The 22,999-nt window shown below is 64.1% G+C and carries 21 protein-coding genes; 3 read left to right on the top strand and 18 right to left on the bottom strand.

Annotated features, from left to right (window positions below):
• Nucleotides 1-200: 200 nt before the first annotated feature.
• Nucleotides 201-602 carry a zf-TFIIB domain-containing protein gene (locus IFO71_RS14660; protein WP_225444666.1) on the top strand — a complete coding sequence of 134 codons (402 nt, stop codon included), beginning with the start codon at nucleotides 201-203 and terminating at the stop codon, nucleotides 600-602.
• A 33-nt stretch (nucleotides 603-635) separates the two neighbouring features.
• On the opposite strand, the gene IFO71_RS14655 is transcribed toward IFO71_RS14660, so the two are convergent.
• Nucleotides 636-1,052 carry an IS110 family transposase gene (locus IFO71_RS14655; protein WP_192030399.1) on the bottom strand — a complete coding sequence of 139 codons (417 nt, stop codon included), beginning with the start codon at nucleotides 1,050-1,052 and terminating at the stop codon, nucleotides 636-638.
• Nucleotides 1,053-1,385: 333 nt separating this feature from the next.
• Here IFO71_RS14655 and IFO71_RS14650 point away from each other — a divergent pair, with 333 nt between their 5' ends.
• Nucleotides 1,386-2,759 carry a hypothetical protein gene (locus IFO71_RS14650; RefSeq protein WP_192030398.1) on the top strand — a complete coding sequence of 458 codons (1,374 nt, stop codon included), beginning with the start codon at nucleotides 1,386-1,388 and terminating at the stop codon, nucleotides 2,757-2,759.
• Between the two features lie 95 nt (nucleotides 2,760-2,854).
• Here the strand turns inward: IFO71_RS14650 and metK are convergent, their stop codons facing one another.
• From metK to IFO71_RS14605, 9 genes are all read right to left on the bottom strand, one after another.
• Nucleotides 2,855-4,069, bottom strand: coding sequence for a methionine adenosyltransferase (gene metK, locus IFO71_RS14645; protein WP_192030397.1), 1,215 nt, complete (start codon nucleotides 4,067-4,069; stop codon nucleotides 2,855-2,857).
• A gap of 193 nt (nucleotides 4,070-4,262) precedes the next feature.
• Nucleotides 4,263-5,282 (bottom strand): isoaspartyl peptidase/L-asparaginase family protein, encoded by a 1,020-nt coding sequence (locus IFO71_RS14640; RefSeq protein WP_192030396.1) that lies wholly within the window; start codon nucleotides 5,280-5,282, stop codon nucleotides 4,263-4,265.
• Nucleotides 5,276-6,616 carry a sensor histidine kinase gene (locus IFO71_RS14635; protein ID WP_192030395.1) on the bottom strand — a complete coding sequence of 447 codons (1,341 nt, stop codon included), beginning with the start codon at nucleotides 6,614-6,616 and terminating at the stop codon, nucleotides 5,276-5,278. Before IFO71_RS14635 ends, IFO71_RS14640 begins: the two co-directional genes overlap by 7 nt.
• The gene (locus tag IFO71_RS14630; RefSeq protein ID WP_192030394.1) at nucleotides 6,613-7,338 is read right to left on the bottom strand and encodes a response regulator transcription factor; all 726 of its coding nucleotides are present in this window, start codon (nucleotides 7,336-7,338) and stop codon (nucleotides 6,613-6,615) included. The genes IFO71_RS14635 and IFO71_RS14630 overlap by 4 nt, the downstream gene beginning before the upstream one ends.
• An 88-nt stretch (nucleotides 7,339-7,426) precedes the next feature.
• On the bottom strand, nucleotides 7,427-9,517 hold the full coding sequence (locus IFO71_RS14625; RefSeq protein ID WP_192030393.1) for a TonB-dependent receptor family protein: 2,091 nt from the start codon (nucleotides 9,515-9,517) through the stop codon (nucleotides 7,427-7,429).
• A 3-nt stretch (nucleotides 9,518-9,520) separates the two neighbouring features.
• The gene (locus IFO71_RS14620; protein WP_192030392.1) at nucleotides 9,521-10,141 is read right to left on the bottom strand and encodes an SRPBCC domain-containing protein; all 621 of its coding nucleotides are present in this window, start codon (nucleotides 10,139-10,141) and stop codon (nucleotides 9,521-9,523) included.
• On the bottom strand, nucleotides 10,138-11,541 hold the full coding sequence (locus tag IFO71_RS14615) for a TolB family protein (RefSeq protein WP_192030391.1): 1,404 nt from the start codon (nucleotides 11,539-11,541) through the stop codon (nucleotides 10,138-10,140). Before IFO71_RS14615 ends, IFO71_RS14620 begins: the two co-directional genes overlap by 4 nt.
• A gap of 13 nt (nucleotides 11,542-11,554) precedes the next feature.
• Complete coding sequence (locus tag IFO71_RS14610; protein ID WP_192030390.1) at nucleotides 11,555-11,971, bottom strand: DUF1761 domain-containing protein; 417 nt, start codon at nucleotides 11,969-11,971, stop codon at nucleotides 11,555-11,557.
• A 69-nt stretch (nucleotides 11,972-12,040) separates the two neighbouring features.
• Nucleotides 12,041-12,919 carry a helix-turn-helix domain-containing protein gene (locus tag IFO71_RS14605; protein ID WP_192030389.1) on the bottom strand — a complete coding sequence of 293 codons (879 nt, stop codon included), beginning with the start codon at nucleotides 12,917-12,919 and terminating at the stop codon, nucleotides 12,041-12,043.
• 95 nt (nucleotides 12,920-13,014) lie between these two features.
• Between IFO71_RS14605 and IFO71_RS14600 the strand changes: the two genes are divergently transcribed.
• Nucleotides 13,015-13,791, top strand: a complete 777-nt coding sequence (locus tag IFO71_RS14600) for an AMP nucleosidase (RefSeq protein WP_192030388.1) — start codon at nucleotides 13,015-13,017, stop codon at nucleotides 13,789-13,791.
• A gap of 16 nt (nucleotides 13,792-13,807) precedes the next feature.
• Here IFO71_RS14600 and IFO71_RS14595 read toward each other — a convergent pair whose 3' ends face one another.
• From IFO71_RS14595 to IFO71_RS14560, 8 genes are all read right to left on the bottom strand, one after another.
• Nucleotides 13,808-14,107 (bottom strand): hypothetical protein, encoded by a 300-nt coding sequence (locus IFO71_RS14595; RefSeq protein ID WP_192030387.1) that lies wholly within the window; start codon nucleotides 14,105-14,107, stop codon nucleotides 13,808-13,810.
• 342 nt (nucleotides 14,108-14,449) lie between these two features.
• Nucleotides 14,450-15,376, bottom strand: a complete 927-nt coding sequence (gene grxD / locus IFO71_RS14590) for a Grx4 family monothiol glutaredoxin (RefSeq protein WP_192030386.1) — start codon at nucleotides 15,374-15,376, stop codon at nucleotides 14,450-14,452.
• A gap of 123 nt (nucleotides 15,377-15,499) precedes the next feature.
• Nucleotides 15,500-16,150 carry an SGNH/GDSL hydrolase family protein gene (locus IFO71_RS14585; RefSeq protein WP_192030385.1) on the bottom strand — a complete coding sequence of 217 codons (651 nt, stop codon included), beginning with the start codon at nucleotides 16,148-16,150 and terminating at the stop codon, nucleotides 15,500-15,502.
• A 70-nt stretch (nucleotides 16,151-16,220) separates the two neighbouring features.
• Nucleotides 16,221-17,465: an aminotransferase class I/II-fold pyridoxal phosphate-dependent enzyme gene (locus IFO71_RS14580; protein WP_192030384.1), complete on the bottom strand. Its 1,245-nt coding sequence runs from the start codon at nucleotides 17,463-17,465 to the stop codon at nucleotides 16,221-16,223.
• Between the two features lie 262 nt (nucleotides 17,466-17,727).
• Entirely contained in the window at nucleotides 17,728-18,003 is a 276-nt protein-coding gene (locus IFO71_RS14575) for a hypothetical protein (RefSeq protein ID WP_192030383.1), read from the bottom strand.
• A 1-nt stretch (nucleotide 18,004) separates the two neighbouring features.
• On the bottom strand, nucleotides 18,005-19,708 hold the full coding sequence (locus IFO71_RS14570; protein WP_192030382.1) for a tail fiber domain-containing protein: 1,704 nt from the start codon (nucleotides 19,706-19,708) through the stop codon (nucleotides 18,005-18,007).
• 88 nt (nucleotides 19,709-19,796) lie between these two features.
• Complete coding sequence (locus IFO71_RS14565) at nucleotides 19,797-22,385, bottom strand: serine/threonine-protein kinase (RefSeq protein WP_192030381.1); 2,589 nt, start codon at nucleotides 22,383-22,385, stop codon at nucleotides 19,797-19,799.
• Nucleotides 22,382-22,912, bottom strand: a complete 531-nt coding sequence (locus IFO71_RS14560; RefSeq protein ID WP_192030380.1) for an ECF-type sigma factor — start codon at nucleotides 22,910-22,912, stop codon at nucleotides 22,382-22,384. Before IFO71_RS14560 ends, IFO71_RS14565 begins: the two co-directional genes overlap by 4 nt.
• Between the last annotated feature and the right edge of the window lie 87 nt (nucleotides 22,913-22,999).

The raw sequence follows: 22,999 nt of genomic DNA, 5'->3' as shown, positions 1-22,999 counted from the left end.
AGCTACGCGGGACTGCGTCCCGATCTCGCCCAAGTGGGCCCACCACTTGGGCTCGTCGCGCCTTGCACTCGACGCAAAGTCCTCGGTGATCATCCGCGCCCCCTCATGAAATATCCGGGTTAGGCGGTTCGCTTCGCCATCGTCAGGTCCAGGCCCCTGAGTAGGGCGACCATCAAACCCCGCAAATCTGGCAGACTTTGTTGAGCAAGTCAGGGGGCGAGTTCATGCAGTGTCCAAAGTGCCGCGCGACGATGCAGTCGCTGGTGGTCGACGAGGTTGAAATCGAACGCTGCGAGGGCTGCGGTGGGCTATGGTTCGACATGCTGGAAGAGGAGTTGCTGAAGCAGCATGCCGAACAGATCGACATCGGTGATCCGCAGGTGGGCCGTCAGCAGAACAGCAACGACCGCATCGACTGCCCACGCTGCAAGTCGGGTCAGCCGCTGATCCGCATGGTGGATGCAGCCCAGCCGCATATCTGGTTCGAGAGCTGTACGGTGTGCTACGGGCGGTTCTACGACGCCGGCGAATTCAAGGATTTTGCTGAGTTCAACCTGAGCGATTGGTTGAAGCGTCTGCGTGCGCAACCGCGGCCAGACTAGCCGCTTGCTGCAACACCTCCAACCAGGCGCTTTTCAGCGCGACCACTCGTCGCAAACATCAGACGGCTGAAATGATTCCAAGGAAGGTCTGAACAAGTCCATCCTGGACTTTTCAGACGCGCCGAGTTCGGCACAGGTCTGATTGCGACCACTGACCTGCTTGGTGGCGCGCGCATCGACCAGGTGGACGTTCAGACCACGCCGCTCCAATGGCTCAAAGACCGGAATCCAGTAGACCCCGGTCGACTCCAGAGCAACCTGACGCACGCCGCGCTCGATTAGCCAATCGGCCATCTGTTCTAGCGAGATCGTGTCGACCCCAAACGACCGGGTCGGCTGGGCATCGAGCGCCGGATCAATCGCCACCCAATGAACGCTGGCACCGATGTCGATGCCCGCACAATCGCGATACAGCACCCGTAATGCGCGCTTCTGCTGCTTGCGTGCCATGACTGTTGTAGGCGCGCTGGGTAGAACCGCGGCGAAAAGGTCACTCTTCCATACGAGGTAGCGGTGGCAGTGATCCGCCACCACGCCATCAACGACTCCACACCGAGACGGTTCGGGCCAAGCTGCTAATCGGGCACAACGGCACCAGTGGCTACTGCGGCCTCCGTACCCAGCGCGCGCGCCTGTTTGTTCAACGACAGCGGTACGCCCCAGGGCGTTCTGACGGCTGCTAAGCGGTCAGATGGCGCATCATAGGAGTTGATCGGAGATTGCGTCGGGCGAGCGTCCTCAAGTCCTGAAGCGCCGGTCCCAGCGGTTACTGGAGGGCAGGTCATGTTGCGAACCTTGCTTTGTATGCTTGTTGGCCTGGGCGTCTCTTCCGCGCTGCAGGGCGCGCCTTGTCAGGATCGATTGCGCGCCATTGAGCCGTTGCAGGTCGCCGCCGGCGGCGAGTTGGTGCTGCATGGCGAATTCGCAGCCCAGCGCGAGGCCCGGCGGCCGGTGATTAACCGCGGCAACGTGTTCGATCTGGAGGTGCAGACCTGGTCGCCGACGCGCATCGTGGCTCGCGTACCGGCCAAGCTGGCGCCGGGCAGCTACAAGGTCGGCATCTACTGCAACGGTCGACCAGGACCGCAGCGCTTTCTGCATGCCAGCGGTTTCATTGATGTCGACGTCGTGGCAGTCCTCGCGCCGCTGAAGGGGCTTGCGCGTGCCGTGCACCAGGACATTCCCAAGCCCTTGGCCTTTGAGATCTGGCTCGCCGAGCAGGCGGTTCTTAGCCAGGAGATTGTTTGGGAGTCGATGGATGGGCCCGAGCCCCATGCCAATTGGCCCGAGTCGCGTCGCCAGGCCCTGTACCAGGCGTTTCGTCGTGCGCTCGAGGCTTCGTCATCCAGGTCTGGCAATGCGCAGGGCATTGCCGAAAATCTGGCTGAAGCCGAGAGCAGATCGGCAGCCACCGGCCTGATCCATCAGCGACTGAGCGCTGCAGATGCCGAGCGTTTGTACCTGGCATCCCTGGCTCAGAGTCTGGCATTGGAATATCGCGCTGACCTGCCCTGGTCTCTGAGCGAGTATCCGCGTGATCAACTGGAGATCCTGCTCGACAGTCGCGAAATGTTTCGTTGGCGTCCGGATGGCTACGAGGTGGAGATGGCGGTGTCGGGCATGGTGCTGGCCGATGACCCGAGTGGCCAGACGCGTTGGATGCAGTCGCTACTGGGCAAAACGCGGCGTTCCACCATCATCAATCTGCTGAATTGGATGCGCGATGAGTTGCTACACTTCGAAGGCGCGGTGTCAGCCGACTCGATGCATGAGCAATGGCAGTACGTCGGGTTTCCGCCAGTGTCACGCATCCTCAGCGGCACGCCCCATCTTGGGCAGCCGGCCTGGCCAGAGCGCAAGCGTACCGCGGGTTGCTTTGGCAGCGCAGGTCTGCTGCGTGCCTTGCTGCGCGCAGTCAACATACCGGTTCGCATGCGGGCGTATTGCCGGCACTATCAGGTCGAATTCCCAAGTGAAGGGCTGTTCCTCAGTCACGGTGATGATCCCTACAGCGGCGACTTCAAAGCCAGCGGTTGCAGTGCCGAGCGGCTGTTGATCGATGCCGATCGCTTCGATCAGTGGTTCGTCAATGCCAATGCCAAACTGCAGTGCGACCACGTGGGCCGCCAGGCTCGCGAAGTGCCACCCTGCAAGTGAACGGACCCGAGCAAAAGCAAACGGGCCGCAGCAAGCGGCCCGTCACTTAACAGGTAAATTCGTAGGGTGGCCGTGGCCCACCGCTAGAAGGTGATTCAGCCCTTCAAGCCCGAATCTGCGCGCAGCGCTTCGGCGCGGTCGGTCTTTTCCCAGGAGAAGGCGGTTGCCTTGATGGTCTTGCCATCGCGCACGTATTCGAACTCGTAGGGAGCGCGGCCGAAATGGCCGTAGGCCGCCGTGGCCTGATACATCGGGTGCACCAGGTCGAGCATCTTCAGAATGCCGTATGGGCGCAGGTCGAAATGCTTGCGGATCAGCTTTTCGATCTTGTCGTCGCTGAGCTTGCCGGTGCCGAACGTGGTGACCGAAATCGAGGTCGGTTCGGCCACGCCGATGGCATAGCTGACCTGCACTTCGCAGCGATCGGCCAGACCGGCAGCGACCACGTTCTTGGCCACATAACGCGCTGCATAGGCGGCTGAACGGTCGACCTTGGACGGATCCTTGCCGGAGAACGCGCCGCCGCCGTGACGGGCCCAACCGCCATAGGTGTCGACGATGATCTTGCGGCCGGTCAGGCCACAGTCGCCCACCGGGCCGCCGATCACGAACTTGCCGGTCGGGTTGATGTGGAACTTGGTGCCCTTGTGCAGCAGCTTGGCCGGCAGCACCGGCTTGATGATTTCCTCGCGTACCGCTTCGATCAGATCCTTCTGCTTGATATCCGGGTTGTGCTGGGTGCTAAGCACGACCGCATCAATCGCAATGGCCTTGCCATTCTCATAGCGCAGGGTGACCTGCGACTTGGCATCCGGACGCAGCCAGGGCAGCGGCGACTTCTTCGCCTTGCGCACCTTGGCCTGCTTCTCCACCAGGCGATGCGAGTAATAGATCGCCGCCGGCATGTATTCCTTGGTCTCATTGGTGGCGTAACCGAACATCAGGCCCTGGTCGCCCGCGCCTTGCTCTTCCGGCTTCTTGCGATCGACGCCCTGGTTGATGTCGGGTGACTGCTTGCCGATCAGATTCAATACACCACAGGTCTCACCGTCGAAACCGACATGCGAGCTGTTGTAGCCGATGTCCAGAATCACCTTGCGGGTCAGGGCTTCCAGATCCACCCAGGCCGTGGTGGTGACTTCACCGGCGACGATAGCGACACCGGTCTTCACCAGGGTCTCGCAGGCCACCCGGGCGCGCGGATCCTGAGCCAGGATGGCGTCCAGCACGGCATCGGAAATCTGGTCGGCGACCTTGTCCGGATGACCTTCGGAGACCGACTCGGAAGTGAAGAGGAAGTTGTTGCTCATCGGTGGATATATCCTTTGATTCGGATGAAAGGATGGAAACGCGGGCGCGGATGGTAGCAGAAAGCCGTGATTGGTGATACGTGATTAGTGATTCGCAAGAGCGCGCTTGGGCAAGATTCAGCGTTGAGAAGTGACTCAAACGTCTCAGGGTGCCGGCGTTTGCCCTTACCAATCACTAATCACGAATCACCAATCACGGCTCCTGAAATACCGCCACCCCACGCTCCCCGTCGCGAGTCAGCCACGCACGATACATGCCTTTGGTGTTGAATGGCAGGGCGATGTTGCCCTGGTGGTCGATGGCGATGACGCCACCGTCGCCGCCGGCGGCGGGGATGTCCTGCATCACCACGTGTTCGGCGGCGGTCTGCAGCGAGTCGCCGCGGTAGCGCAGGCGGGCGCAGATGTCCTGAGCGACGCCGAGGCGGATGTAAAACTCGCCCCAGCCGGTGGCGGACACGGCACAGCGGTCGTCAGCCCAGGTGCCGGCGCCGATGATCGGCGAGTCGCCGACCCGGCCATAGCGCTTATTGGTCATGCCGCCGGTGGAGGTGGCTGCGGCGAGATGACCGTGTTGATCAAGCACCACGGCGCCGACCGTGCCGAAGTAGGCGTCGGTCGCTGTCGATTGCGCCGCCTGGGCACGTTTGGCGTCCTGCAACTGCTGCCAGCGGAACTCGGTGTGAAAGTAGTCAGGGTCCACCATCTCGATACCAGTCGATCTGGCAAAGGCTTCGGCGCCATCGCCGATCAACATCACGTGGACTGATTTGTCCATCACCGCCCGTGCAGCTCGAATCGGGTTCTTGACCCGATGCAGGGCCGCTACCGCGCCGGCTTTGCGGGTTGCACCATCCATGATCGAGGCGTCGAGTTCGTTGACGCCGTCGGCATTGAAGACTGCACCCTTGCCGGCATTGAAATAGGGCGAGTCCTCGAGAATCACCACGGCTGCTTCGGCAGCATCCAGGGCGCTACCGGCCTGGGCGAGAATCGTCTCTGCGGCATCCAGTGCGACATTCAGGTCGGCGCGGATGGCGGCTTCCTGTGCCGCGCTGAGCTGCTCGCGGCTGATGGTTCCGGCCCCGCCGTGCAGGGCGATGGCATACGAATTCGGTGAAGCTGGCTGCGCCGCCTGGGCCTGGAGAGCGCAGCCGATGGCACCGAACAGACAGCAGCTCAGTACTTGACGTCGAAACAGTGGGATCAGCATTCGTCGGGCGGCAGTGTTTGCGGAATCTCGATGATCGCACGGGTTCCGACGCCGAGCGTGCTTTCCAGTCGCACCGGCCAGCCGAAACGCTCGCTCAGGCGTCGCACGATACTAAGCCCGATGCCGTGTCCGTCCTGCCGGCCTTGCCCGCCGCCGCGGAAGAACGGCTCAAAGGCGCGCTGCACATCCTCCTCGCTCATGCCCCGCCCGGTATCCTCGATTTCGATCCGATGAGGTTTCACCGAAACCTGCACCGTACCGACTTCGGTGTAGAGGCAGGCATTGCGGATCAGATTGGACAGCACCACGGCCAGCGCCCTGCGCGGTCCGCGTATCGCGTATTGCACCTCGTGATTTACCTTCAGTTCCACCGGTCGATCCCACAGCAGCGGGGCGGCCTTGTCGACTTCCTCATCAATCAGTTCGTTGGCAACGAAGCACTCCTCGCCCAGGCCGCGCTCGTCTTCACGAGCCAGGATCAGGAACGACTCGATCAAGGCCTCCATATCGCGAGCGGCGCCGCGGATGCGCTGCAAGGTGCGTTGACCATGCTTGTCCATCTGGCCGTCGGCTTCCAGCAGCTCGCAGGCCATCCGGATCACGGTCAGCGGCGTGCGCAATTCGTGGCTGGCATCGCGGGTGAAATCACGCTCGCGCTCGAGGAAGTGTCGTGCGCGTTCCGCCATGTCGCGCAGTGCCGCGGCCAGGGTGGCCACTTCGCCCTCTACATCAATCGGCAGCGAATCCGGACGCAGCGCTTCGATATCCGGTTGTTTGGGATCCCATTGCTGCACCTGTTCGGACAGCCAGATCAACGGCGATACCGCGCGACGCGACAAGCGGTAGGTGATGAAGGCGACCACGTAGATCACCACCAGCACCACCGCCAGCGGTACGAAGCCGAACAGCAGCGCCAGGCGCGCCACCTGCTGCTGCTCAAACTCCAGGTACAGGCGACCGCCCGGGCCGTCTTCCACCAGAATCAGCGAATTGCCGCGCTTGCTCTGCAACGAGTGGTAGCCGAGTTGCAGATCTCGCAGGTGCTTGGGCAGGCGAGTTACGGGGTCATCGGCCGCCAGCAAGTAGCCGCGCAGGTTGTAGGTGTCAGGCAGATCGGCCGCCGGATCGAGCTGGCGACGGTCCCAGAAGTGACCGGCTTCGTCAGTCAGGGCGCGTCGGATCAGCACATCCTGCAGTATCGCCGAGGCGCCATAAACGCCGAGCACGGTGGCGAAGCTGATCGACGCCACCTGCAGGATGAAGGCAACCCAGATCTTCCGGCGAATTCCGCTGACTGGCCGACCCGCCCGCGCACGGGCGGCGGCCAAGTTCACGCCGACTTCCGCTGTGACTCGGCTTCGAGGTCAGCCAGTCGGTAACCGGCGCTGTGGATGGTGTGCAGCAGCTGCTGCTGGAACGGCTTGTCGATGGTCTTGCGCAGATTGTAGAGATGGCTGCGCAGCGTGTCGGAGTCGGGCAGGCCGTCGCCCCAGATCTCGCGCTCGATATCGCGACGGCTGACTACCCGCGGCGACTCGCGCATCAGGATCGCCAGCAGCTTGAGACCGATCGGTGACAGCTGCAGCTCGCGGCCGGCGCGGGTGACGCGCAGGGTGGCGGTGTCCAGCACCAGATCACCGACCTTGAGCACCTCGGTGCTGACCTGGCGACGGTCACGGCGGATCAGGGCGCGAATCCGTGCTTCCAGTTCCTGGATCGCGAACGGCTTGACCAGATAGTCATCGCCACCGGCTTCCAGACCACGCACCTTGTCGTCCAGGGTGTCGCGCGCAGTGAGCATCAATACCGGAGTGGATTTCTTTGCTTCCTGGCGTAGACGCCGGCATAGCTCCAGGCCGTCCATACGCGGCAGCATCAGGTCGAGCACGATCAGGTCATAGCTGTTCTCGGCGGCCAGACGCAGACCGTCGACGCCGTCGCCGGCGTAGTCAACGCCATAATTGCGACGCTCCAGGTACTCACCCACCATCTCGGCGATATTGCGGTTGTCTTCAACGATCAGGATCAAGCCGGCAGAGTCTTCGTTGGCGGTCATGGCGTCTTCCTCGCTGTGAATCACGTGTGTGAAGGATGCCCCTTCACGTGTGTGAATTGCGTGAGCCGGATCACAGAATGGGGTCGAATCAGTAGGCCCAGCGCAGTTCCAGGCTGAGCTCGCGGCCAGCCGCGGTCTCCAGAAAGCGGCCATTGCTCTCGTTGACGATGACCGAGCCGACGTAATGGCGATCCAAGAGATTATCCAGACCCAGAGCGAGCACGGCCTGCCCGGTAGTGGCGGCAAGCCGGCGCTCGATGCGCAGATCCCAGCGGCTGTGGCCGGCCGTCCGCAGGCTGTTGCGGTCGTCGACGAACACGCCGCTGCCGGCCTGCAGGCTCAGCTCGGCCAGCCAGTCCGAACGGCCTTGCCATTGCAGGCCAAGACGGGCAAAGCGCGGCGCCACGGCCGGCAACCGTCGACCGTCCAACGCACCCCCCACGAAACGCGCATCCAGCCAGGTGGCGTTGCCGGTCAGCTCGATGGCCGAGGTCAGTCGCAGGCGGCCGCTGGCTTCAATGCCACGGCGCCGGCTGGCCTCGACATTGCCGAACACCGAGCGCCCGGCACTCGACTGCAGCACCACCAGCTCGTCGCGAAGGCGCTCATTGAACAGGCTGAGATCGGCGCTCAGTGCTGGCTCACTGGCTGCTGACTGCCAGCCTGCACTCACCTCCAGCAGCTGGCTGCGCGCTGGGCGAAGTTCAGTGTTAAAGCCGGACTCGCCGTCGGCACGGTAGGCCAGCTCGACTCCGGTGGGTGCCTCGAAGCCACGCGCCCAGGCCAGTCCCCAGCGAAACTGTTCGCCCAGGTAGCCGAGCGCTAACATCGGAATGCTGGCAGTGAACTGGCGCTGTCCGCTATCGTCTGGATTGTCGACATTCACGAAGCGATCGATCGAGCGATAGCGAAGTCGACTGTGCCGCAGACCGGTCGCCAGTTGCCAGTCATCGCGTGGCCACCATTCGAGCAGCAGGTAAGGATCTGCGCTGTCGACGCGATTGCGTTCGTTGCGGCGCAGCGCACCGCGCACGCCCAGTTGCGAGCCGACGAAGTTCTCGAATCCAAGTCGGGTTTCGTCCTGTCGCTCCAGGCGCAGACCCAGGCTGAGCGCTGCCTCGCCCCGGCCAAATCGATGGTCGAGCTCGATGCCACTGAAATCACGCCGCAGATCGATCACGCCGCCACCGCTGCGCGGATTGGCCTGCGCTGTCGGCGGCACCGCCAGGTATTGCTCGATGGCACGCTGGCCGATCCAGGATGCCAGCTGCGCCTGACCGAGCGATGTGTTCAGTTTTCCGTGTAGGCCAAGCTGCGACTGCCGGCTACGCTTGCGGGTGTTGTAGAGCTGGGCGTTGGGGCTAGTGCCGAAAGGATCTTCGGCAAACTGCTCCGCACTGAGGCCTAGTGGGTCCTGACTAAACGGGCTATTAAAGTGGTCGAGGCGAACATCCAGATCTTGCATGGCGCCGTCGGCCGTTGGCTGCCATTGCCAGGACGCCGCCCCATGATCACGCCGCGCCCGACTATGCGGACGCGGCCCTTGCAGCTCGAAGCGACTCAGGCTGGCGCGCCAACCGGCCTCCCAGTCGCACTGCACACTGATACCCTGTGCCGCGCGACCGCCGCGCACAGCGAGCTGGCCACCGCCACCCTCGATAGGCGCGGAGACGAAGCGCAGCAGGCCGCCGCCGGCATTGCCGTAGAACGCCGCCAATGGCCCGCTGGCAAAGTGCACATCGCCGGCAAACCCTGGCGGCAACTGGCTGAGTTGACCCTGGCCATCCGGAGCGCTGGCCGGGATGCCGTCGATGTACAGCCGCAGGCTGCGGATTCCAAAGCTGCTGCGCGTGCCGTGTCCGCGGGCCGACAACTGTAGGTCCTGGGCGAAATTGCCCCGTGAGCGCGCGTACAACCCGGGCAGGCGATCCAGTAGGTCGGCCAGTTCGGTGGCGCTGGCGTCGCCCGCCTCGATTTGCAATGTGCGCTCGTGCAGGGCCGCGCCAGCGGTACGCTCGGCCTGCGCGCTGACCTCGACGCGCGGCAGTGTCGATGCCTTCTGCGACACCGCCGCCTTGGCTTGTTCTGGCGCCGCGCCGGCCTGCCAAGCGGCGGCCAGCAGCAGGCTGCCGACGCCGCCGCTGCCCCCGCGCCAGCGGCGATAGCCTGGCTGGCGCACCGATCAGGCGGCCTCGATCAGCGCTTTCAGCTTGTCCAGCGCGGCCCCCCAGGCGGCTCGCAGTCCGTCGGCTTCTTCCCGGGTCTGCAGCCGTTCGTGGGTCACCATTACAGTGGTCTTGGCGCCAGCTGGGGCAAACTTGATTTCCACCGGCGTGTTCTCTCCCACGCCAGGCTGTTCCCAGATCAGTCGAATGCTCTTGCCCGGGTTGATCTTCTTGATCAAGGCCAGATTGCCGTCAGCGTTCTCCAATCTGCCGCCGTCCTTGAATTCCAGTCGATGCTTGCTGCCCAGCCAGGCGTCGAGCGCCTTGGCCGATTCGAAATGCTTGGCGCAGTCGTTTGGGCTGGCCTTGATGCTCTTGGTGGAACAGATGGTATAGCCCTTCAGCCGCCCATCCTTCTCCTTCAGGCCATGCGCCGCCTCATACTGGCCGAGGATGGTGCTCGACCACCAGGGCTCGACCTTGTACTCGGTGTGCAGGAGATTGCCCAGCTCCCGCCGACCCGCCGCCGGGCCGCCTCGCTGATCGAGCAGGGCAAACCACTCGCCCAGTGAACGGCCGGTGGCCTGCTTGGCGGTGGCTTCGTCGTAGGCCTGTTCGGCCTTGGCTACAACTTTCATCGTAATTCCTTGTTCAGTGGAATCCAAATCGGGGCCAGATCAGCGCCGGGCGACCAACTGATGCGCTGCGCGTCGCCGCCCTCGCTGGGCATGACAAAGATTTCGCTATCACCCGCGCTGTCCCGCTCGGAATCGAAAGCGATCCAGTGGCCGTCGGGCGAGACCGCAGGGTAACTGTCATCGCCGATGTGGGCTTCGGTGAGATTTCGCACAACACCGCTGGCGAGGTCCATCCGCCAGATATCGAAGCCGCGATCGGGAAACCGCCTTACCCAGGCAATCCAGTCGCCACCCGGCGCAAAGCGTGCCGGACCTTCACCCCCATAGTGGTGGGAAGCGACGGCGTCGTTGGCCGGATCATTGGTGAGCTGGCGCGGCTGGCTGCCGTCTGCCGCCGCCAGCCATAGCTCCCAGCTGCCGCTGCGGTTTGAGCGGAACAGCAGTTGCTTGCCGTCGACCGAGTACTGCGGATCGGCATCCTCCCAGTCGCCCTGGTACAGAGCGCCATGTGCAATGCCGTCGGCGCCGATGCGCAGCAGCCGACGCCTGCCGTCCTGCTGCGCACCGACCAGGCACTCCCCGCTCGTATGGCAGCTCCACAGGCCATCGCCCAAGCGTAGGTTGTTGACGAGCGCGCGCTGGCTGCCGAGTGCGGCGCGGCAGGCGCGCCAACCTGGCTGCGGATCGCTCTTGCCACTGCGGCACAGCATCAGTAGCTGATCCTGATACCTATCCCATAGCCAATGGCCAGCGTCATCGTCGATGGTTCGCGCAATGCTGACTGGCTGGAGGCTGCCGTCGATCGCTCTGAACACAGCGTTCCATTGTTGGTTGGTCTGTCGATTCCAGGCCAGAGTCCAGACCTGGTCCTGATGCTTCAGCGGCAACAGCGGAGCAGTCGCGCCGCCGCCCTGCAGTCGCTTGTAGTCGGCCCTGAACTCGTCGCGCCATTCGCTGCCCGATTTGCGGCGAGTGATCACCGAGTAGTGGTCGTTCCCCAGTGTCATCCGCGTTTCAAGCTCGGTCAGCTGGCCCTCGCTGCTGCGATGCAGTTCGGGAAACACCAGCGCACCCTCAGTCGGCAATGCATGCCCTTCACTGACGGCACCCTGGCTGGTGAAGTAGTGGAAGCGAATGCGTTTGTGCTCGCCATCCCAGCTGTACACGGTGAGGCCTTCGTAGCGTGGCTCGCTGCCCACGATCATGTGGGTGTTGTGCAGCAACTGTCCGCCATACATCGGCTGAAAGCACTGGACATCGCGTTTGCCCTGGCCAAAGTCGGCGATCCAGCAGTGGCCGGAGAGCGCCTCGAGCGGTGCCAGTTCGACGCGGAGCTGCTCGGCGCTGGCCTGCCCGAAGGCAGCCAGCAGCACGACGAACAGCGGTCGCTTGGTGTGCATGGTCGGGTTCGGCTCAGCTCGCCGTCTCGGCCACTGGCCACAGCGCCAGTATCAGTCCGATCAGGGTGAACTGTAGGGTGTGGTAGCCGCCGTTGATCAGGAACAGCTTCAGGCTCTTGCGCTCGAACAGATAGTTAATGCCGAAGCTGGCGGCCACCCAACACAGGCCCGCGGCAAAGCCGGCGCCGAGACCCAGGGCCAGGGGCGGACGCGGGCCGAGAAACATGGCGAACACGAAGCTGGCGATCACGCAGAGTACAAAGGCCAGGCCGAAGATCAGGCCGACATTTCCGCCTTGCACCTGTTCGTCGCTGAGGCCGGCTTCGCGCTGCCAGGCTTTGGCGAACAGCAGCGGTGAGTACCACACGCCGCCGAGGGCGAAGCTGGCGATGGCGGCGGTGAGTACCGCCCAGATATTGAACTCAGGCATGTGAGGCTCCTTGCAGTGGGATCGTGATTGCACAATGCCGGATTCTGACCGGCGGGTATTGGAAAAATGTCACCGCACCACCACGCTGTTGGCATCCGGGCGGGCCAGACGCACGAACTCGCCCGGTGCATAGCCGCTGAACGCCTGGAAGTCGCGAATCAGGTGGGATTGATCGTAATAGCCGCAGCGTGTTGCCAGTTCCACCCAGGGAACCTGCTCGCATTGACCGAGCCAGGTCAGTGCCCCCTGAAAGCGGTGCAGTCGGGCCAGGGTCTTGGGTGACAGGCCGACATGGCTCTGGAACTGCCGCGCCAGCGACTTGCGTGAAATGCCAAGTTCAGTGGCCAGCTCATCGATGCCGACCTGGCCCTGGCTGCTCTGCAGGCGCCGCAGGGCCCAACTGACCGAAGCCGGGGTATCACCGCGCAAGCGGCGCCGCAGCCATTGTTCGACCCAGGCAAAGCGCTCGACATCGTGTTGGCACTCGAGCAGGCGATGGCGCAGCGAAAGCGCTTCGCTGCCGAGCAGATCCTGCAGTGGAACCACTTGTTCGGCGGTGTCGATACCGGGCAGGTGCAGGAAGCGGGTGGCGCCGTGGGGACGAAAGGCCACGCCGAACAGGGCCTGACCATGCGGTGCCTCGGTATCGATCGGGGTTTGCCGGCTGGCCGAGAACCAGATGTCGTCGAACCGTCGCCGCTGCTCGGCTGCTTCTCCGACCAGGTACTGAGTCGGTCCGAGATTGATCAGCAGGAAACTGCCACCGTTGGGCAGGATGCGGTCGCGCTGGTAGCTGACTCGGCCTTCGCCAAACCACAGGGTTTCCACCCACGGCGCGAGATCGGCGGCCGGCTGACAGCTGGCCACGCGCCAGTGGCCAAGCGGTCCGTCGGCGCGAAATTCGCTGATTCGCTGGCAGATCCCCTCGGCCACCCGGCGCTCCTGCATGCGTTGCCTGCAAGCATAGCGAGTCGCAAGGGTCGAGGTCAGGTCGGCCGCGTCCGGCATTGCCGAACTGGCGTCGCATTGCGCAGAATGGCGCGATGAAGACCAAAGACGAAATCGTAAAGAACTGGCTGCCGCGTTATACCGGCGTTCCCGTGGAGCAGTTTGCTCCCTATGTGCTGCTGACCAATTTCGGCGGTTACCTCGACCTGTTCGCCAAGCAGACCGGCGCCGAGGTGGTGGGTCGCGATCGACCGATGCCTAGCGCCACCGCCGACGGCATCACCATGATCAATTTCGGCATGGGTAGCGCCAATGCCGCCACAGTGATGGATCTGCTGACCGCCTATGGGCCGAAGGCGGTGCTGTTCCTGGGCAAGTGCGGCGGCTTGAAGAGAAAGAATCAGCTGGGTGACCTGATCCTGCCGATTGCCGCCATTCGCGGCGAGGGCACCTCGAATGACTATCTGCCGGTCGAAGTGCCGGCAATGCCGGCGTTCCAACTGCAGCGCGCCATCTCGACCATGATCCGCGACCTCGACTACGACTACTGGACCGGCACGGTGTACACCACCAACCGTCGGGTCTGGGAGCACGATGACGAGTTCAAGGACTATCTGCGCCGGACTCGCTGCATGGCGATCGACATGGAGACCGCCACGATATTCTCTGCCGGTTTTGCCAATGGCATACCCGCGGGCGCGCTGCTGCTGGTGTCAGATCAGCCGATGGTGCCGGAAGGCGTGAAAACCGAGGACAGTGACAAGAAAGTGTCCGAGCAATTCGTGGAGGCGCACATCCGCGTCGGCATCGAAGCGCTCAAGTTGATTCGCCGTCACGGCAAGTCAGTCAAGCATCTGCGCTTTGACGAGTAGCGCAGACGCTCGGCAGTTACCAGGTAAACGACATTGAAATCACGTCGGCCCGGCCGTCGGTAAAGCGTACCCGGCATTCGAAGGTCTGCTTGTCTTCGCGCGGCAGACCCGGGTCGACCGTGATGATCGATTGAATGCGGATGATGTCGCCTTCTTCGTTGGCGGCATTGGCCGACATGTCCTTGCTGTCGACCACGTATTTCTTGTCGCCCATCTTGGTGGCGATTTCTTTCTCGCAAGCCGCCACGGCTTGGCTTTCCTTGCCGCCGCACGCGGCCAGCAGGCACATTGCAACGGCGATGATAGCGATGCGCATGGTGTGCTCCCTCGGTCTGGGCCCGTCTCTGCGGGCTTCTGGCGCCACGGAGTCGAACACTCACCTGAGTGACCGACTCGATGCTCGCCCAGTGTCCGGGGATACCCCCGAAAGATCGCTGACTCGAGCAAAGAGGCTGATATTTCGCCTACTTAGCGCAACAAGCTAGCCGATTACTTAGCATTTGTCACGATCATCGGCTAAACCGCAGCCTGAGTGATGGCGCGTCAAGGTGATGTCGGCGGCTGGATCCTTTCAGCCGCCCTGGCGTCGCTCTCGCAGCGGCTGCTGACCTGAGTCTCAGCAGCCTGATCGTGCTCCGGCACGTGCCGGAGCAAGACATCAGTAGCGGCGAATGCTGGAATCCACATCACGAGCATAGGCATCAATGCCGCCCTCGATGTTGTACAGCCGGGTAAAGCCCAGGCCGCGAAAATGCTCAGCGGCGCGCATGCTGGAAACGCCGTGGTGGCAGAGGAACGCCAGCGGGGTGTCCTTTGGCAAGGCCGCCAGGCGTTCGAGGCTGTCTTCGTCCAGCACCTCGTGGGGGCCAGGAAACATGGCCACTTCGCGATCATAGGAGCTGCGTACATCGATCACCTTGGCGCCGTCAGCGATCAAGGCTGCCAGTTCGCCCGGCGCGATGGCGCGCACTTCGGCCGGCGCGTTCGGGTTCTTGATCGACAGCCCAGCACCACGCGGAGTTTCCACCCAGTCAATCTCGATGCCATTGGCGCGCGGCGCGCTGGCCAGATCCAGATGGAAACGTACACCATTGGCTTCGGCGACGATTTCATTGCCTTGTATCGGCTTGAGTTGGAACTGGGCGTTGAAGCTGGGGTCGACGCTCAAGTGCAGGCCGACCGATTCGCCGGCATCGTCGAGCGCATTGTTGATCGCTTCGGCGGCGCGGTCGCTCAGACTGATACTGGGCGGAGTGCGATCAGGCGCGGCCAGGCCGAACAGGCTGTGCAACTGGCCGTCGTTGAGCATCGATTCGATGATGTCGCTGCCGCCGACCAGTTCGCCGTCGACATACAGCTGCGGAATGGTCGGCCAGTTGCCGTAGGCCTTGATGCCTTCGCGAATTTCCTGATCTTCCAGCACGTCGATGGTGTGGTAGCCATCGAGCATGGCCGACAAGATGCCCGAGGCCTTGGCCGAAAAGCCGCACCTCGGTGCCTGCGGCGAGCCTTTCATGAACAGCACGACGCGGTGCTGGGACAGGGTTTGCTGGATGCGATCGTGCAGGGCAGGGTCAAGACTCATGGGATCCTCAATTCGATTCGATCCTGCCCAAGGTGCGGGCAAAGATTCAGCCTTCAAGTGAAGCACAGCCAAGCTGGATTGAGCGTGAGCGACTGCCCACCACCAGCAGGTCGCCAAACATAGTCAGCGATGCGACAGAAGGTCCCGTACCACCGGAATGGCGCGCTCGGTCCACAGGGTGTACAGCTTGCCGCTGGGGTGCAAACCGTCACTCGCCACCATCGCCGGCTCGGCGCCGCGCAGCCGGCTGATCGGCGCGATGTCGACCACCTTGACGTCGTGGCGGCCGGCGATGCGCTGCACGGCGGCGTTGAAAGCATCAAGCTGCTTGCCGATTTCGCTGCGATCACGACCTTCGGCGAACGGCGTCACTCCCCAGTCGGGTATGGTGACGACGAACAGACGATCCGGATGCCCACCGACCAAGGCCATCGCACGCAGCAGCAGGCCTTCGAACTGCTGCTCGAACTCGGGCAGATCGCGGCCGCGATACTGGTTGTTGACCCCGATCAGCAGGCTGACCAGATCCCACCGGCCAAGCGGCTCGGCGGTATCCATCGCCGCACTTAACTCATCGGTGGTCCAACCGGTCTTGGCGATGATGCGCGGCGTGGCCAGCTCGATGCCGTCACGGCGCAGCGCCGCGGCCAGCTGCATCGGCCAGCGCTCGCTCTCGGCCACCGCTTCGCCGATGGTGTAGGAATCGCCCAAGGCCAGATAGCGAATCGGCTGGCCTTGTCCGGCCTGGGCCAGACCGCTGATCAGCACGCTCATGCAAACTCCCCATAACAAGATGCTCAGCCAGCCGCCGCCTCCGCGACCAGATCGATGGCTGAACTGAAGGCTAAGCGACATGGCGCGCGCTGGCTGCGGGTGCGCAGCGCTGCAAGGCCCGCTCGATGCGATGGAACACTTCGCGCATCTGCTCGGCTTCAGGCAGCAGGGTGACGCGGAAATGGTTGCGATACGGCACGTTGAAGCTGGAGCCGGGCACGATCAGCACGCCTTCCTGCTCCAGCAGGTCAAGGGCGAAATGATGGTCATCGAAACCGGGCAGGCGTGAGCTGTCCACGCCGGGGAAGGCATACAGCGCACCGGCCGGCATCACCAGATCGAGGAAAGGGCTATGCGCGCAGGCTTCTATTACCGCGCGCCGGGTTTCATAGAGCCGACCACCTGGCTGGGTCAGGGCATCGATGGTGTTGGGCCCATTGATCGCTGCTGGCACCGCCCATTGTCCTGGCACATTGGCGCACAGGCGCAAGGCGCCGAGCAGATCCAGTGCATGCTGATAATCGCCGAGCCGTGTCGCCTCGCCCGACAGCACCGCCCAGCCGACCCGGTAGCCGCAGGCCCGGTGCACCTTGGACAGGCCACCAAAGCTCAGGCAGGGCAGCTCCCCGGTCAGCGGCGCCAGCGGCTGGAAGCTGGCCTCGTCGTACAGGATCCCGTCGTAGATCTCGTCGGCCATCAGCAGCAGTTGATGACGCTCGGCGATCCGAACCAGTTGTTCCAGCAGGGCGCGGGGATAGCTGGCGCCGGTGGGGTTGTTCGGATTGATGATCACCAGGGCGCGGGTGTGCGGGGTGATCGAGGCTTCGATCTGCTCTGGATCGGGCAGAAAATCGTTCTCTGGCCGGCAGTCGTAATAAACCGGGGTGCCGCTGTTGAGGATGGTGGCGGCACTCCACAGCGGATAGTCCGGGCTCGGCAGCAGCACCTCATCGCCCGGATTGAGTAGGGCACGCAGGGCGATATCGATCAGCTCGGAGACACCGTTGCCCATAAACACGCGCTGCGGATTGACCTCACACACGCCGCGGCGGATATGCAGGGCGGCCACCGCCAGGCGCGACTCCTCCAGCCCCTGTTGGTGGCAATACGGATCACTCTGTTCCAGACGGGCATTGATCGCCGCCTGCAGATGCTCCGGGGCGCGAAAGCCAAAGGCGCCCGGATTGCCGATATTCAGCTTGATCAGCTTGCGCCCCTGAGACTCCAGCTCACGGGCTCGCCGCGCCAACTCGCCACGAATTTCATAACGGACTTCGGACAGACGTTGGCTACGTTGAATGCTGCGGTGCGGCATGGCTGAAACTGGCGTGGAAACGCGCAGACTACCGTAGTTTTGGCTGCGCTGCCGCAAAATGAATCGGGATTCGGGATTCGGGATTCGGGATTCGGGATTCGGGATTCGGGATTCGGGATTCGGGATTCGGGATTCGGGAGGGAACCCCGCGTTTCCACCTCCGCCCCGTCGGCGCTTGCCTGCTCCCGCGGGGAGAAGGTGCCCGAAGGGCGGATGAGGGGCCGCATACGCCGGGCGGACGCAATCTCGCGCCAACCACTCGCTACTCGAAGCCATCGTGGAAAATTGCATCAGGCAGGCCGCAGGCCCCTTTGCTTCCGATCTGCAGCTTCAGCTGCCGTGGCGCATCGGGATCAGGAGGTTCCGCCTTGGCTGTCAGGAACGCCTCGAGCCGGAAGCGCGTGTCTTGAGCAGTGCGCTCCAGCCTGGCTTCCTTGATCACGAAGCGCGTGGCAGGCGCAGCGTCCGAGGCGGTAGTGGGCAGCGGCACTGCCAGCGTCATCATGCCGCCGATCAGGCCGCATCGAAAGACATGCATGTCAGCGATCCTCGGCCATGGCGGCCAATTGCGGCGCCAGTAGGCGGCGCAGGCTGGCGATCTCGGCGCGTAGCGCTTCGATCTCGCGCTCGTGGTGGACTCGTTGTGCGATCAAGGCCTGCTCGGCGCGCGCGGTGTCATCCGCCATGCGCTGCTGTAGGCCTTGGATGGCCAAGAAGGCGACGCCGGCCGCATCCACAGTGCTGATCGATGTAGCATCGCCGAGCCCGAAGCGTTGGTGAAAATCTTCGGCCATCGGGCCAAGATGGGCGCCTTCGCCCGGGGCGTGCCGGTAATGCCAGCGGGTGACCGGCAGAGACAGCAATTGGTCGAGCACATGACCGGCGTCGATCGGCTCGAAACCTGTCTTGGTGGCCCGCGCCGAGCTGTTGGTCCAGGTGCCGCCGGTGCTCAAGTAGGCGCCCGTGGAGGTGTGAATCAGGCGTCCGGCCGGAATGCTGATACTGCCGCCGCTGCTGCCAAAGTAGAAGCCGCCCGGTGCACGCACCAGGAACTGCCGTGGTCCACTCGATACCAAGGAGGTGCCGTCGCCGGTGCTGCCGCCATTCCAGACGAAACTGCCCTCGTCGCCGACGCCGCCGGGATAGCTCGCAATATCGCTGCTGCAGCTGCCGTCACCAGGATCGCTAGCCGGGCGCACCTTGGCGCGAATGCCGCCGGCCCAGGAATAGTCACCACCGGCACAGTTGAGACTGCCGCCGCCGACCACGCTGGCTCCACCCAGCGCCTGGTTGTGATTGCCGCCGCTGACCGTGGCCCGCAAGGCACCGGCCCTGTTGCTTTCACCGCCACCGACCGTGGCGCGTACGCCGCTGGCGAGGTTGGCTTCTCCACCGGCTACGGTCGACTCGTCGCCGGAAGCGGTGTTGTCCAGGCCGCCGGCAATCACCGCATGCTGGCCGCTGGCCAGGTTGCCGCGACCGCCGCCGACACTGGCGTGCGATGCATTGAACAGCGAGCCGCTGCCATTGCCCGCCTGATTGTCATAGCCGCCGGCCACCACGCCGTAGTGATCGGTAATGACGTTCGGATTGGCTCCGGGCAGGTCAGGATCATTGCCCCCCGGCGCAACGCCTCCACCCGACATGGTCGCTCCGCGTACGCCGGCGCTGAGCAGATTGCCGTGACTGCCGCCCAGCGTGTTGATGGTCAGCGGTAACCCATTCCAGAAGTTTGGACTGGGTTCGAGACGCAGGCCGCGGCCGTTGCGCACTCGCAGTTCCATGGCTTGGTCATCGGTCGTGCCGAGGAAGTGGGTGCTTGGGCTGGTGCCGGCATTGCCGGCCAGTTCCCAGGACAGCGGGCAGAGCGCACCCTTGGGTTGCAGCGGCGCGCGATCGGCCAGCGGCCACCAGACCTGCTCGTGTTCGCTGCGCAACTCGACCTGCAACCAGGCACGATCCAGATGGCTCGGCAATGCCTGATCATCCAGTTCCACCGAGAAGCGGCCGTCGACAACCGCCACCTCGCGGAGCAGCAGAGGTGGTGCGGCTGGTGCGAGGCCATCGGCGGAGGTAAAGGCGGTCAGACGTAGATCGTAATAGCCATTGGCAGGGATACCGTTGTCCTCAAGGTAGCCGCTGTATTCGAGCGGCGCGGCGGATGCGCTGGCACAGGCCAGCATGCCGACAGCCAGCAGATGAGCGAGTCGATTGGTTCCGGTAGTGATTCTGCAAGTGGTCATCGTGGTCCCCGAGGTGAAATGCGCAGGCGCGGCCTGACGGCACGTGCTGACTCGGGTAACACGGTTCGGGGCCGAATCCGGCCATGGACTACTTGCGTAGCATCGCCTGCAGCGCCGCCAATTCTGCCCGCGCCGTCGTCAGCGCCGCTTGATCGCCCTGTGGGTCGGCCTCACGAATGGCCAGCGCGCGCCGCATCCGAGCCTCGGCCTGACGAAGGGCGCCGGCCTTGCGGTCCAGTCCAGCCAGATAGTCGAGACCCGGCACCAGCATGCTGTGGCGGGGGCCAAAGTGTTTCTCTAGGCCGACCAGGGCAGATTCCAGCAGCGGCCGAGCCTGCCGCGCATCGCCGAGTGCCAACAGCGCCTCACCCAGGTTGAACTCCACCAGGGCAATCATTGGGTGATCGGCTCGTAGCCGCGGTCGCAGATGGTCAAGTGCCTGTCGGTAGTGTTCGGCGGCGGGATTCGGGTCGGCCAGATGCCAGTGGATGGTGCCGAGGTTGTTCAGGATGGTGCCGATCGCCGGATGATCGGGTTGGCCTTGACGATAGGCGATCAGCGCGCGCTGCAACGGCTGGCGCGCTGCCTCCTGGCGTCCGAGGTCGGACAGGGTGGTGCCGAGATTGTTCAGCGCCGTGGCCAGGCGGAAATCAGCCTCACCAAAGTGCTGGTCGTAGATGCTGATGGCGCGCTCCAGCAGGGCCACCGAGTCGGCCGGATGGCCTTCCTTCTGAAATTGGTCGGCCAGCCCGACCAGGGCATTGGCGACCGTGGGATGGCCCGGCCCCAGACGCGCTTCAACCAGGGCAAGTGCCGCCTCTCGATGTGGTCGGGCTTCGGTCAAGCGATCATGAATCGCCAGGGCATTGGCCAGGAACAGATGCAGGTCGGCTTCGCGGTCGATATTGCCCAGCGCTTGCCAAAGCGCCAGCGACGCCTGCAAAGTGGCGATCGATCGAACATCTTGATGGTCCAGCAGCAGATTGCCCCGGGCCTCCAGGGCGCTGGCCAGGCGCTCGCGGTCACCGACCTGGCGGAACTGCGCCTCGGCGGCGTCCAGTAAGGTGCTGGCCTCGTCGAACCCGCCACGCTGATCGAGCAGCCGCGCCAGTGACAACCTGACATCGGCGAGTTGCAGCCGGTTGGCATCGGGATTGGCTTCCAGCAGCGCCATGCTCTCGCGCAACAGCGGCTCGGCGCGCTCGAAATGGCCGAGAATGCGGTGAATTCGGCCCAGCTCGGCAAGCAGGCGAGCGCGCACTAGCGGCTGTTGATCGAGTTGTGGGCCGATCCGATCAGCGGCGCGGGCCAGCAGGACGTCAGCCGTCAATGCCGACGTCGGGGTCGCGTCGCTGGAACTGTACGGATCGCCGCTGCGAAACAGGTCGACCAGAAACGCCACTACTTGCTCGGCTTCAGCGCGGGCGCGCTCTGCTTGCTCGGCCTGAGCCCGTCTGGCATCGCGCTCGGCAGCCAGTCGAGTGACAAACAGGGCCGAGATCAGCAGCAGCACCAGCACGCCGACGCCGGCCGCGGCCAGGGTGAAGGGGCGCCTGCCGGCCAGTCGCTGCAACCGATACAGCGCGCCGGGGCGCCGTGCCGACACCGGTAGTCCTTGCTGCAGTCGCTCGAAGTCCTCGCGCAATCGCTCGACGCTGGCATAGCGATCGGCCGGTCGTTCGGCGACCGCTCGCGCCAGGATCGCCTCGAGGTCAGTACGGGGCAGCGCATCACGCCGCCCTTGACTGGAGCCCCTTGAAGCCGCGCCCAACAGTTCGCCGGCCAGCAATCCCAGCTGATAGATATCCGAGGCCGTGGTCGGTGCTCGACCCGCACGCAGTTCGGGGCTGGCGTAGCGCGGGGTCAGCCAGGCGCCGGTCGACGATCCAGTGGTGTGGCCCGACGCATCGCCATCGCCTTGATCGCCTTGCTTGGGGTCGCCTGGAGGATCGGACCCGAGCAGCCGGGCAATGCCGAAATCGAGCAGCTTTGCCTGGCCCTCGGCGGATACCAGGATGTTGGCCGGCTTGATATCGCAATGCACGATCAGGTGCTGGTGAGCGGATTCCACTGCACGACACACCTCGATCAGCAACTGCAGGCGCGCGCGGGCGCCGTGGGCGTGATGCTCGCACCAGACGTCGATCGTCTCGCCGTCGACATGCTCCATCACCAGATAAGGCGCACCTTGATCGCTGATGCCGGCGTCGTAGAGTCTGGCGATGCCGGGGTGGACCAAGCTGGCCAGGATGCGCTGTTCGCGCTGCAAGCGCTGCAATTCGCGCGGCGTGGCATGCACCGGCAGCAGCTTGAGTGCCACCCGCCGGGCGAACAGGCCGTCGGCGCGTTCGGCCAGAAACACCCTCCCCATGCCGCCGACGCCGATTTCCTGCAGCACCCGATAGGCGCCGAGGCGGGTGCCGGGCTGCAGCGCATGCTCATCCTCAGCAACGATGTGTTCAAGCAGATCGGGATGCATGGCGCCGCCAACCTGCAGCTTATCGTCCGCACCGAACGCGGCCGCCAGCAGGGCCTCGATCTGGCGACGCCGGTCGGGGTCGAGGGAGACCAGCCGCTGGGCCCGCGCTCCGGCATCAAGATCGAGCAGCTCGCAGAGCAGGGCGTCGAGCGATGCGCGGTAGGCGTCGTCGGCCGGGCGTTCGGTTGCGCCGCTCATGCGTGCTCCATCGATGACAGCGCTAGCTTCAGCCAGGCACGCGCGCGCAGCCAGTCGCGGCGCACGCTGCGTTCGGACAACCCCAACGCCAGCGCGGTTTCCTGGTCCGTCATGCCGGCGAAGTAGCGGCACTCGACCAGACGACACAGCCGGGCGTCCAGGCGTTGCAGATCTTCCATCGCTCGAGCCACATCCAGCACGTGCAGCGCGGGCTGGATATCACCGGCGCCGTCGGCCTCCTGCAGTTCGAGGTCGGTCGCACCGCCGCCGCGCTTGGCCGCCAGTCGGTCGCGTGCTGCATTGACCAGGATATGTCGCATCGCCCGCGCCGAGGCAGCAAGAAAGTGGCCGCGGTCGGCGAATTCAGCCGACCGCCCGAGCTTGAGATAGGCCTCGTGCACCAGGGCGGTGGTATCAAGCGTTTGTCCGGGACGCAGCCGCCGCAGCTGAGCCCGCGCCAGGCGGCGCATATCGGGATACAGCCGCGCCGACAGCGCATCCAGGTCAGCCGAAGTGAGTTCGGTCATTTCGATGTCGGGCCTTTGGACTGTCTTGGGCGGATGCCTGCGATCATGCGACAGAGTCATTGATCCGGCAAAAGCTCGGCCCTTCGT

The sequence above is a fragment of the Pseudomarimonas arenosa genome, from assembly GCF_014841215.1.
In the GTDB taxonomy this organism is placed as follows: domain Bacteria; phylum Pseudomonadota; class Gammaproteobacteria; order Xanthomonadales; family Xanthomonadaceae; genus Pseudomarimonas; species Pseudomarimonas arenosa.
The sequence above is the reverse complement of the archived record's forward strand: the minus strand, read 5'-3'. Positions and strand labels throughout refer to the sequence as shown.